This window comes from Caulobacter sp. Root1472 (assembly GCF_001426985.1).
Classification (GTDB): Bacteria; Pseudomonadota; Alphaproteobacteria; order Caulobacterales; family Caulobacteraceae; genus Caulobacter; species Caulobacter rhizosphaerae.
This window is the reverse complement of sequence record NZ_LMFX01000020.1, coordinates 58,843-70,427: the sequence shown is the minus strand read 5'-3', so window position 1 is coordinate 70,427 and position 11,585 is coordinate 58,843. Positions and strand designations below refer to the sequence as shown.

Annotated in this window: 12 protein-coding genes; 8 read left to right on the top strand and 4 right to left on the bottom strand. The window is 68.3% G+C overall.

The genetic code is table 11. The annotated features are described in order from the left end of the window. From ASD47_RS14425 to ASD47_RS14415, 3 genes are all read left to right on the top strand, one after another. A partial coding sequence (locus ASD47_RS14425; protein WP_235525884.1) for a methyl-accepting chemotaxis protein occupies window positions 1-680 on the top strand: 680 nt, incomplete at its 5' end. A gap of 270 nt (window positions 681-950) precedes the next feature. Beyond that, window positions 951-1,898, top strand: coding sequence for a tartrate-resistant acid phosphatase type 5 family protein (locus tag ASD47_RS14420; RefSeq protein WP_156402252.1), 948 nt, complete (start codon window positions 951-953; stop codon window positions 1,896-1,898). A 641-nt stretch (window positions 1,899-2,539) separates the two neighbouring features. Beyond that, complete coding sequence (locus tag ASD47_RS14415; RefSeq protein WP_156402251.1) at window positions 2,540-3,313, top strand: phosphatase PAP2 family protein; 774 nt, start codon at window positions 2,540-2,542, stop codon at window positions 3,311-3,313. A gap of 118 nt (window positions 3,314-3,431) precedes the next feature. Here ASD47_RS14415 and ASD47_RS14410 read toward each other — a convergent pair whose 3' ends face one another. From ASD47_RS14410 to ASD47_RS14395, 4 genes are all read right to left on the bottom strand, one after another. After that, entirely contained in the window at window positions 3,432-3,830 is a 399-nt protein-coding gene (locus ASD47_RS14410) for an EamA family transporter (RefSeq protein WP_056757765.1), read from the bottom strand. A gap of 55 nt (window positions 3,831-3,885) precedes the next feature. Continuing rightward, window positions 3,886-6,336, bottom strand: a complete 2,451-nt coding sequence (locus ASD47_RS14405; protein WP_056757762.1) for a TonB-dependent receptor — start codon at window positions 6,334-6,336, stop codon at window positions 3,886-3,888. A gap of 2 nt (window positions 6,337-6,338) precedes the next feature. After that, a complete protein-coding gene (locus ASD47_RS14400) occupies window positions 6,339-7,331 on the bottom strand; it encodes a FecR domain-containing protein (protein WP_056757758.1) in 993 nt (330 codons plus the stop codon). Window positions 7,332-7,443: 112 nt separating this feature from the next. After that, the gene (locus ASD47_RS14395) at window positions 7,444-7,974 is read right to left on the bottom strand and encodes an RNA polymerase sigma factor (RefSeq protein ID WP_163232185.1); all 531 of its coding nucleotides are present in this window, start codon (window positions 7,972-7,974) and stop codon (window positions 7,444-7,446) included. A 33-nt stretch (window positions 7,975-8,007) separates the two neighbouring features. Here ASD47_RS14395 and ASD47_RS26680 point away from each other — a divergent pair, with 33 nt between their 5' ends. The 5 genes from ASD47_RS26680 to ASD47_RS14375 all read left to right on the top strand — a co-directional run bounded on the left by ASD47_RS26680 (window position 8,008) and on the right by ASD47_RS14375 (window position 11,570). Continuing rightward, complete coding sequence (locus ASD47_RS26680) at window positions 8,008-8,151, top strand: hypothetical protein (RefSeq protein WP_156402250.1); 144 nt, start codon at window positions 8,008-8,010, stop codon at window positions 8,149-8,151. 66 nt (window positions 8,152-8,217) lie between these two features. Further along, complete coding sequence (locus ASD47_RS14390) at window positions 8,218-8,880, top strand: MtnX-like HAD-IB family phosphatase (RefSeq protein ID WP_056757755.1); 663 nt, start codon at window positions 8,218-8,220, stop codon at window positions 8,878-8,880. A gap of 16 nt (window positions 8,881-8,896) precedes the next feature. Next, window positions 8,897-10,288 (top strand): aspartate aminotransferase family protein, encoded by a 1,392-nt coding sequence (locus ASD47_RS14385; protein WP_056757751.1) that lies wholly within the window; start codon window positions 8,897-8,899, stop codon window positions 10,286-10,288. 8 nt (window positions 10,289-10,296) lie between these two features. Next, window positions 10,297-11,205, top strand: a complete 909-nt coding sequence (locus ASD47_RS14380; protein ID WP_082564619.1) for a hypothetical protein — start codon at window positions 10,297-10,299, stop codon at window positions 11,203-11,205. Continuing rightward, entirely contained in the window at window positions 11,202-11,570 is a 369-nt protein-coding gene (locus ASD47_RS14375) for a permease (RefSeq protein ID WP_056757748.1), read from the top strand. Before ASD47_RS14380 ends, ASD47_RS14375 begins: the two co-directional genes overlap by 4 nt. The last annotated feature ends 15 nt before the right edge of the window (window positions 11,571-11,585 follow it).

The following is an 11,585-nucleotide window of genomic DNA, read 5'->3' as shown; positions in this document are numbered from 1 at the left end:
CCCGTTCGGACGCCGAGCGCTCGGCCGTGGTGGTGCGCGGCGCCGTCGACGCCATGAACCAGATCGAGAAGTCGTCGCAGTCGATCAGCCAGATCATCGGCGTGATCGACGAGATCGCCTTCCAGACCAATCTTTTGGCCCTCAACGCCGGCGTCGAGGCCGCGCGGGCTGGCGATGCTGGCCGTGGCTTTGCCGTCGTCGCCCAGGAAGTGCGGGCCTTGGCCCAGCGCTCGGCCGACGCCGCCAAGGAGATCAAGACCCTGATCTCGACCTCGTCGCAGCAGGTCAGCCAGGGCGTGTCGATGGTCGGCCAGACGGAACAGGCCACCGGCCTCAACCAGGTCAACGCCGCCGTCAACCAGATGGACCAGACGGTGCAGCAGAACGCCGCCATGGTCGAGCAGTCCACCGCCGCCAGCCACGCCCTGAAGGGCGAGGCCAACGGCCTGATGCAGATGATCGGGCGTTTTCAAGTGAGCGGCGCCAGCGCCGCGGTGCGCTCCAGCACCCGCCGCGCCGCCCCGGCGACCCAGGTGACCCGTCCGGCCCCGCGGCCCGCCGTCGCCCCGGCCACCGCCGCCAGTCGCCCCGGCGCCAACCCGGTCCGCACCGCCCAGGCCAAGCTGGCCGCCTTCGCCGGCTCGGCCCAGCCCAGCAGCGGCGATTGGGAAGAATTCTGAGAGTCCGCAAAACAGTCCATCTGAGCGCCTGATCGGGTACGGTCAGGGCGCATTCTCGCCGAGCTGATGACTTGAGCGTCTGCTGGCTGGAGGCGGGCTACGGCGGCGACTAGCGCGGGGCTGACAGCCGCGGCTCGGCAAGGACCATGTCTCGGATTTCGCGCCGTCAGCATTCTTCGATCCGGGCGAAACGATGAGGTGCGGCTGATACGGTGGCGTCTCTGAACGCACGGGCCTGGATCCTCCAAGCCGATTGTTCAGGAGATTACATTGCCCGTCTCTCCCATCGACCGTCGGATGCTCCTGCAAGGCCTCGGGGCCAGCGCCGCTTGGCCGACGACGGCGGCGGTGGCGCGAGAGGCCGGCGAGTTCGCGTTCGTCGCCATTGGCGATTGGGGGCGTGAAGGCCGGCAATCGCAGCGGCAGGTCGCCCAAGCCATGGGGAAGACGGCCGAAGAGATCGCGAGCCGACTCGTCCTATCGGCCGGAGACAACTTCTATCCGGCGGGGGTGAAGTCGGTGGCCGATCCGCATTGGCGACGCTCGTTCGAAGACGTCTATACCGCGCCGGCTCTGCAAACCCCCTGGTACGTCGCGCTCGGCAATCACGACTACCGCGGCGCCCCACAGGCCCAGATCGACTATTCGGCGCTCAGCCATCGCTGGCGGATGCCCAGTCGCTATTTCAAGATCGGCGGCGCTGAACTTGGAACGAATCTTCTGGACATCTTCGTGATGGACAGCTCACCGATCGTCGATGAGGGCAACTACGACGAAATTCTGCAGCAGGTGGCGCGCGGCCATGTGGAGCGCCAGGACGCCGCAAGGCAAATCGCCTGGCTCGCGCGCGAACTGAAGGCCTCCCGCGCGCCCTGGAAGATCGTCATGGGACACCATCCGGTCTATTCGGGCGGGCATGGCGACAGCGCCGAACTCGTCGAGCAGGTCGCCCCGCTGCTCGAAGCTCATGGCGTCCAAGTCTATCTCAATGGCCATGACCACAGCTTGCAGCACATACGGCGCGGGCGCGTCGACTATGTCTGCACGGGCTCGGGCGCGGAGGCCAGGGATGCGCTCAAGGCGGTCGACGGCACGTGCTACGGCCTCTCCCGGCCGGGCTTTGCGACGTTCAGGCTGGACGCCGAACAGTTGGATCTGGAGTTCCGCGACCTGACCGGCCAAACCGTCTACCGCATGGGCCGATCGCGCGCGCTCTAGACCCGGGCCGTCAGACGCGCCACCAGGGTCTGAGGCCGGGGCGGGTGACGATCTGGTTGTGGGTGATCAGGAATGGATTGCCGACGAGAAGCTGTTAGCACGGCTGTCCCGTGGATTGTCCGGCGGCGCTGAGCGTCCAGCCCGGCTTAGTCAGGCTGACGACGCCGCTCAGGCCCAGATACTCGCCCATCTCGTGGGCTGTTCGGCGTCAAAAGCCAGCCCGGAAGGGCCGACATAGGAGGCCTGACCCAGCAGGCGCAGGATGGGCTGCCGGCGCGATTGCGGTGATCGTCGAACCGAGGCTGGCTGAAGCGCGCGCCACGCCGGGCAGGCTGGCGTCCTCGCCAGAGCTGATGCCCAAGACGATCTAGATTGGGAAGTTGTATAGCTTTGGCGATAGGGCGCTAACCTGCGGGCCATCAGGCTGACGCGGAGCTGTTCAGTCCTCACCGAAACCCCAAGAGCGCTTCGATGACCAATCCGCATAGGACGCGCGTCGCGTGATCCCCGCTCTTGCCCTGTGTCAGGTCGGGCTCGCCCTAGCCCTGCTTGTCGCCGCCACGCTCGGCGTTATCGCCTTCGTCCGACAAGGTCGAGGCGTAGGGCGCGCCGCTTGGCGATCCTGTTTGCTGGCGGCCGGCATGCTGCTGCCGGTCGCGATCATTCTGATCTTGGCCATCGGCATACTGACCCACGGGCCAATCGTCCGCCTCGACGCGGTCGTATCGGAAGGCTTGTTCGCCCACCGCGCGCCGTGGACCGATAGGTTGATGATCGCGTTGTCGGCGCTAGGGGACGGGTCCGAGCGCACGACGGCGACAGTCTTGATCGTCATGTTTCTGCTCTACCGCCGTCGTGCGCGCGACGCCTTGGCCCTGTCGGTGGTGATGATTGCCTCGGCGATCCTGGCGCCGAGCCTGAAGACCGCCTTTCACTTCGCACGACCGTCCTTGCTCTACACCGGAGCCGACGCTTTCAGCTTTCCGAGCGGACATGCCACGTCGGCGGCGGCTTTGTTCATCACGCTGGCCTTCATCTGTGGCCGAGGGCGTTCCAGGAACGGCAGGTGGCTGATCGGCGGCCTGGCCGCGCTGATGATCGGCCTTACCGGCCTGTCACGGATCTATGTCGGCGCCCACTGGTTCTCAGACGTCGTGGCCGGCCTTGCCTTGGGCAGCGCCGTCGGCGTGGCGGGATTAGCGCTTGCGGCCGGGGGGAGCCCGAATACAGCGCCTTGGGAGGGGTGGGTCGTCCTCGTGATCCTGCTCGCCGTGGCTGCGGTTCTTCTCCCCAAGACCTATCGCAAGGGCGTACGGCTATACGGACCCTATCTGGCGCGGTCGATCGGACACGCGGTCGACCCCGGACATCTGGGTGGGCCGGGGCGCCCGATCGCGCCGCCCCCCGGCCTCTAAGATCTGGGAGCACTGACTGGACCGTGCGACAGCCGGGCGATCGGACCTCGCCTGGGAGGGGGAGTGGACCTGGACACGCCAATGGGGCCACAGGGTCCACCTGTCTCGCCTATCGGCCCTAAACTCGCCAGGTCACCAGCACCACCCCGCCGGCGATCAAGCAGACGCCCGCCCAATTGGCGGCGCTGAGGCGCTCCCCGAGGAAGGCCACGCCGAAGACCGCCACGAGCACGACGCTGAGCTTGCCGACCGGCGCCACCCGCGCCGCGTCACCGACCTTGAGCGCGCGGAAATAGCAGACCCAGGACGCGCCCGTCGCAAGGCCGGAGAGCGCCAAGAATAGCCAGGTGCGGCCGGTGATGGCGCTGGGCGCCTGCCACTGCCCGGTGGCGGTGACGAAGGCGGCCAAGACGATCAGGATCACCACGGTGCGGACGAAGGTGGCCAAGTCGGAGTTGATTTGGGAGACTCCGACCTTGGCCAAGACCGCCGTCAACGCGGCAAAGGCCGCCGATATGAGGGCTCACATCAGCCAGGTCGAGTGCGTCTGCGTGGGGCGTCCTTCAATGGCGCTAGAATCGGGCTGACAGCCGCAGCGACAAAGTCCGCGGACGCGGCGGGGTGACGATCTGGTCGCGGGTGATCAGGAACGGATTGCCGAACGAGAAGCTGTTGGCGTGGCTGTTCAGCGGATTGTCCAACGTGGCGCTGAGCGTCCAGCCCGGCGTCGTCAGGCTAGCGACGCCGCGCAGGCCCAGATATTCGCCCATCTCGTGGGACTTGTCGGCGTCGAAGGTCAGGTAGGACGGGCCGACATAGGAGGCCTGACCCTGCAGGCGCAGGGTGGGGCCGCCGGCGAGGTCGCGGTGATAGTCCAGGCCAAGGCTGGCCGAAGCGCGCGCCACGCCGGGCAGGCTGGCGTCCTTGCGCGAGCTGAAGGCGAGATTGAGCTTGGTGACCTCCGGGTCGTTGAGCAGGGCCGCCGCGCGCAGGTCGAGGCGCTCGCTGACGCGGAAGGCCGCCTCGGCCTCGACGCCGCGGTTGTCGCCGTTGCCGATATTGGCCGTGTAGGCCGCGCCGTCGGCCAGATACTGGTCGCTCTGCACCGACTCCCAGGTGGCGTAGAACACCGCCGCGCGGCCCTGCAGACGGTCGTCGAAGACGTGTAGCTTGACGCCCAGTTCGTAGTTCCAAAGCTCATCGGCTTCGTAGCGGCGCGGCGGCGTCTCGGGCGCGTCGAACACCTGACCGATCCGGCCGGCGGTGTTGAAGCCACCCGGCCGATAGCCCTCGGCCGCCTGGGCGTAGACGAGCAATCCGGGGCGTGCGTCGTAGCTGAGGAGAAGTTTCGACGACAGGCCCGTGGCGTCGTCGGACTGGCGGGTCGCGCGCTGGCCAGCTGGCTGGACGACCGTCGAGTCGGTGTCGAACCGGAAGTCGAACCAGCGTAGCCCGGCTGTCGCCGACAGGCGCGGCGTAGCCTCGTACGTCACCTCGCCATAGACGGCGGTCTCGTTGATGGCGTCGCGCCGCCGCTCGGCATAGACGGCCGGCGATTGGGCGGGCAGGGCGTGCAGACTACTGTCGAGCCGGATCGAGCCTGTCGAGGCGAACGCCCCGACCAGGCCATGCAACCGGCGTTCGCCCGGCGTGGCGTAGGTGGCCTCGGCGACGGTCAGGTCAATGCCCTTGTCCTCGTCGAACGCTGCGGGGGCGCCGGCCAGGCCATAGAGCGCCGAGGCCGAGGTGGCGTCGTAGCGGCTGCCGAAATGGTGCGAGAGGCGCGAGATCGAGCCGGTCATGCGACCCCAATCGCCTTCGCCGGCCAGGGTCAGTGACAGGTGGTCGAAGTCGTTCTCGTGCGGCTCGCGCACCGTGGTGTCGCGGACCCTGGGACCCAACCGTCGCAGGCCGTACTGGGTGTCGGCGTTGTTGATCGATTGATTGGTGAGGCCCACCGTCACCGTCCAGCCCGGGACCAGCGCGGCGCGCAGACTGGCCCGAAGGCCGGCGCGCTCGGAACCGTTGACGCGCTTGAGGCCAAGAGCGCGGTTGGCGATGTAGCCGTCCTGGTTCTCGCGGTAAATCACGGCGCGCAGGGCGACGCGGCCGTGAACGATCGGCACGTTGGCCATCGCTTCCAGCTCGTCGCCATATCCGCCCCCCTCGGTTAGGCTCGCGCCGGCCAAGGCGCTGGCCTGGTACCGATCGAGGTCGGGCTTGCGTGTGGCGATCCGCATGACCCCGCCCAGTGAGCCGCCGCCGTAGAGCGTGCCCTGCGGGCCGCGCATGATCTCCACCCGTTCGACGTCGGCCAGCCGCAAGTCGGGGTCTGGGGCGCTGTAGGTGATCGGCACGTCGTCGAGATAGAGCGCCACCATCGACTGGGTCTGGCCGGTGAAGGCGCCGTCCGACAGGCCGCGCAGCAGCACCTTGTCGCGCCCCGGGCCCAGGTTGGTCACCGTCATGCCGGCCACTTGGCCGGCCAGCTCATAAAGGCTGCTGACCGACTCGCTTTCAAGCGTTCCGCCGGAGACCACCGAGATGGCGTAGGGCGTGCGGCCTGGTAGGTTGGGATAGCGTTGGGCGGTCACCACCACTTCGCCGAGCCCTAGCGGCGTGACCGCCGAATCCGAAGTCGAGGGCGCGGTCGCGGGGCGGGCGCGGGACGCCAGACGGTGGATGATCACCGTGCGCGGGTCGGGCTGGCGATAACCGCACCCGCTGCCCGCCAGGATGCGATCCAGGGCGCTGGAGACCGACAGGCGGCCGGAAAGGGCCGGAGCCTGACCCTGGCAAGCCTCCAGGTCGCCGCCCAGGGAAAGCTCCGACTGCAGAGCCAAATCGATCAGCGCGGCGTGGACCGGCTTGGCGGCGATCTGCAGCCGCACGACGGGCGAGAGCCGGCCGGCGAAAAGGCGCGGCGCGCCCTGAACGGGCAGGGCGTAGCCCAGCCCCGCGAGGCTGGCCCCGAAGACGGCGGCCCAGACCCGGCCGCCGGCGCGCTCGATCTTGCCCGCCACGGTCAGCGGCGCGCCGTCTTGGCCTTGAGGACCACCTCGCGCGGCTTCGTCTCGGCGACGACCGGGGCGAACAATTCCAGACGCCGGACCATGGCGGCCTCCTCGTCGACCAGCAGGACGCCGGAGACTGTCACCGAGGCGGCGCTGGGATCAACGCGGATTGGCGTCGTGACGTAGCGGTTGAGGTCGGCGACCACCTCGATCAGCGGCGTGCGGTCGTAGATCAGCTTGCCGGACTTCCAGGCGAAGGCGGCGTCGGGGTCGGTGTCGCGCACCTTCGTGGTCGCGCCAGGGACGTGGATCAACTGCTGGCCCTTGGCGAGCCGCACCGTGCCCTCCTGTCCGCCCGAGACCGCGACCAGGCCGCGACGCACGGTGACCGCCAGGCGGTCGGCATGGCTGAGAATGCTGAACTCCGTGCCGAGCACCCGCACTTCGCGCTCGCCCACGCCGACCACGAACGGCCGGTTCTCGAGATGGGCGACGTCGAAGCTGGCCTGGCCGTCGACCAAGGTCACGTCGCGCTGTCTACGGCTCAGATGGACACGCAGGGTGGTGCCGCTTCCGAGGGTCAGGCGCGAGCCGTCGGCCAGCGCGACCTCGCGGGTCTCGCCGCGCCGCGTCGAATAGTCGGTGAAGGTCGGACGGGTCAGCTGCGGCGCAACGGCCAGGGCGACGACCGCGGCGGCCGCCGCCACGCTAAAGCCGGCCAGCAGGCCCCGGCGTGTGCCGGCCTGCAGGCGGCTGCGCAGCGGAACCACATTGGCGGCGAGCCGCGCCTCGGCCGTGGGCGCGGTCTCGACATCGTTGGCGGGGACGTCATCGAGCTCGATCCACATCGCCTCGACCCGGTCATAGGCGGCCGCGTGGGCGGGATCGGCCTCCAGCCAGGCCTGGAACGTCGTCCAGTCCTCCAGGGCGGGCTGGCCCTGCAGCTTGGCGAACCAGTCGATGGCCGCCTGCTGGATCGGATCGTGGGGGACGGACTCGGTCATCGACGGTTTGCGCTTCCTTTGCGCCAGGCCTGGAGCGTGGGCTGCCACAATGACGCCACGCGATCGGAAGGTCCTCCCCATATCTTGGTCCGGTGAGGCATATCGGTCACGGTCATGGGCCCACCCGCTTGAGCAAGTGGCCCAGGGCCAAGCTGACGTGCTTCTCGACCGCGCTGCGCGAAATGCCCATCCGCTCGGCGGTCTCGGCGTGGGTCAGGCCCTCGAACTTGTGCAGGCGGAAGACGCGCTGGGTGACCGGCGACAGCGTTTCCAGCGCCTTCGACAGCTTTTCCAGCCGCTGGCGGGCGATCACGGCGCTTTCGGCGTCCGGGGTGTCGGCCACGTCGAGCGCGCCGACGGTGGCGTGGTGGGTCCGCCGCCATTCGGTCTCGCGGGCGCCCGAGCGCTTGGCCCGGCGCAGGCGATCCAACATCAGGTTCGAGGCCAGGCGATAGAGATAGGCCGGTGGATTCTCGATCGTCTCGCCGGCAGCGCCCTGGACCTTGAGATAGAGTTCCTGGACCAGATCCTCGACGTCCGCCCCGCCGCCCAGCCGCGCCAGGAAGAACCGCCGCATGTCCTCGCGACGTTCCAGATAGGCGGCCGCGAGCGCCGAAAGGTGAGAGGCGGCGTCCATCGTCATGGGCGCGCGCTCGGACGTAGGGCGAGGATCTGAATGTCGGCGTTGCTGGTCATGGCCAGGACGTTCGGCCCGCTGAAGGAGTCGGTGAAGGCTCAAGAGACATGGCTCGGCGCCAAGGCGAAGGCAACCACTCAAGGTTTGGTCGGGTCTGACGATCATCCACGGAAAAATCGGTGAGGGGGCCCAACACACGCGGCGTCATTGGCTCGAACGCGCAGGGGCGTCTGGAGCCAAGTCGGGACGATGCGGATTTTTTGCGATTTCGACGGCACCATCGCCAAGGTCGACACCACCGATCTCGTGCTGACCCGCCTGGCCGACCCGGCCTGGGAAGACCTCGAGGCGCGGTGGACACGGGGCGAGATCACGGCCGCCGCGTGCATGCGCGGCCAGATCGCCCTGATCGGCGGCGACGAGGCGGCGCTGGACGCGGTGCTGGACAGCGTCGAACTGGCCGACGGTTTTGCCGAGTTCGTCGCCTGGTGCCAGGCCAACGCCGTCCCGCTGACCGTGGTCAGCGACGGGGTCGACCGTTTCATCGCCCGGATCCTGGGTCGCCATGGCCTGGATCATCTGCCGGTGGTGGCCAATCGCCTGGCCGGGGCGGCGCTGGCGCGGTCGCTGGAGCAGCCCTGGTCGCGCGCCGGCTGCGCGGCCGGTTCCGGCGTCTGCAAGTGCCAGGTCGCCGCCGCCGAGGCGCCGAGCGACGACTTCATGGTCTTCATTGGCGACGGGCGTTCGGACTTCTGCGTCTCGGGCCGCGCCGACCTGCTGTTCGCCCGCGACAAGCTGGCCGCCTACGCCCGCTCGCGCGCCATGCCGCACCACGAGTTCTCGGACTTCCACACCATCACCACGACGCTCGCCGCGGCCCATGGCCGCCTGATCCGTCGCGCCGCCATCTGACCGGAGCCTTCCCAGAATGTATGACGCCGAACACCCCATTCTCGATGAAGCGGCCCTGCGCGAGCTCGAGGCCCAGTACTGCTCCTATGGCGACACCGTCCACTACCTGCCCGATCCCAAGTTCTTCGACGGTTGCGAGGGCTCGTTCATGCACGATGCCCAGGGCCGCCAGTTCCTGGACCTGCAGATGTGGTACTCGGCCGTCAATTTCGGCTACCGCAACCCGCGCCTGAACGCCGTCGCCCACCGCCAGCTCGACACCCTGCCGCAGGTGGCCAGCCAGTACCTGCACCGCGAGAAGGTCGAGTTGGCGGCGCTGATCGCCCAGGACGCCGAGAGGAAGTTCGGCCGCAAGGGCCGGGTCCACTTCAACGTCGGCGGCGCCCAGGCGGTCGAGGACTCGCTGAAGCTGGTGCGCAACGCATCAAACGGCAAGCAGCTGATGTTCGCCTTCGAGGGCGGCTATCACGGCCGCACCCTGGGCGCTTCGGCGATCACGTCGTCGTACCGCTATCGCCGGCGCTTCGGCCACTTTAGCGACCGCGCCCAGTTCATTGAATTCCCGTACCATTTCCGCGGCCCCAAGGGCATGAGCAAGGAAGAGTACGGCGCGGCCTGCGTGGCCAGGTTCGCCCGCCTGTTCGAGACCGAATACAACGGCGTGCTCGACACCAAGACCGGCCAGGCCGAATACGCCGCCTTCTATGTCGAACCCATCCAGGGCACCGGCGGCTATGTGATCCCGCCGCCCAACTTCTTCATCGAGCTGAAGAAGGTCCTCGACCAGCACGGAATCCTGCTGGTGGTCGACGAGATCCAGATGGGCATGTACCGGACCGGAAAACTGTGGTCGATCGAACACTTCGGCGTGCAACCTGATGTGCTGGTGTTCGGCAAGGCCCTGACCAACGGCCTCAACCCGCTGTCGGGCGTCTGGGCCCGCGAGGAGCTGATCAACCCGGAGATCTTCCCGCCCGGCTCGACCCACTCGACCTTCAATTCCAACCCGATGGGCACGGCCGTGGCGCTGGAGACCCTGCGGATGACCGCCGAGGTCGATTACGGCGCCCAGGTCATGGAAAAGGGCGCCTACTTCCTGGAGGGCCTGAAGGATCTGCAGACGCGCTGGCCGCAGATCGGCGACGTCGACGGCCTGGGCCTGGCCCTGCGCGCCGAGATCTGCGAGGCCGACGGCTTCACCCCCAACAAGGCCCTGCTCAACCGCATGGAAGCCGAGGGGATGAAGGGCGACATCGAGATCGACGGCAAGCGCTACGGCCTGATCCTCGACGTCGGCGGCTACTACAAGAACGTCATCACCCTGGCTCCCTCGCTGGAGATCAGCAGGGACGAGATCGACCTGGCCCTGAAGCTCCTGGACGCCGTCCTGCGCCGCTGCGTCGACTGATCTGGTCTATGCGCCCGGTTTTCCTCAACCTCGACAACGCCTTGGACTCGCAACCGGTGTTGCGCGACCAGGGCGGATTGACGGTCGAGGCCCAGGATCTCGGACCGGCCCTTCGCCTGTGGAGCCGGCCGCCGGCCCTGGCCTCGTTGGCCGCCCGGCTGCGCGATGCGGCGCCGGCGGGGGCGGGGCCTGACCTGGTGTTCGCCGGCTCGGGCGATTTCCACCACGTCTCGCCGCTTCTGATCGAACGTGCGATCGCAGCCTCCGACGCCGGGCCGGTGACGGTCGTGCACTTCGACAACCATCCCGACTGGGTGCGGTTCGAGAACGGCCTGCACTGCGGGTCGTGGGTCGGTCGCGCCGCCCGCCTGCCGGGCGTGGCCAAGGTGATCACGGTCGGCGTTTGCAGCGGCGACATCGATCGCCCGGAGACCAAGCAGGCGGACCTGCGCCTGGTCGCCGAGGGCAGGGTCGAGCTCTATCCCTATCGCGCGCCGGACGGCGGACCGATCCTGCGGATCGGCGACCGTAGTTGGCCGTCGATGGTGGCGATGGGCCAGGACGGGTTTCTCAACCTGCTGGCCTCGCGCATCGAAACCGACGCCGTCTACGTCACGATCGACAAGGACGTGCTCTGCGACGACGACGCCGTCACCAACTGGGACCAGGGTCGATTGCGCCTGGACGGACTCGAGCGCCTGGTCCGAGCGGTGGCGGAACGGGCGCGGTTGATCGGGGCCGACGTGGTCGGCGACTGGTCGCCGCCGCGCTACGGACCGGACCTGCTTTCGAACCTGCTGAAACGCGGCGAAGCCTTCCTCGACCAACCGCGCGGCGGCGCGCCGGGCGATCTGTCGCGGATCAACGAGGCGACCAACCTGCGCCTGTTGTCGCTGTTTTCGGAGGTCGCGCGGTGAGCCCGGCCCTGACCTCCACTGGCCTGGGCTTGCTGGCCTTTTGCATCGTCACCGAGATCGGCCGCGAGCTGTGCTTCAAGGCTGCTTCCGACGGCGCCGACGGCAAGCCCGCCTATCTGGCCGCCCTGGCGATCCAGCCGCTGCTGTGGGCCGGGATCGTCTTCTGGTTCGTCGAGATGGTCGCCTGGGTGGTGGTGCTGGAGACCACGCCGCTGGGCCTGGCTTTTCCGATCATGACCCTGACCTACGCCGGCGTGCCCCTGGCCGGCACGCTGATCCTCAAGGAGCGCCTCACTCCTGTCCAGATCGCGGGCACGGCCCTGGTCGCCGCCGGCGTCACCTGCGTGGGGCTGTCGGGCCTGTGACCTCTTCGAACCCAG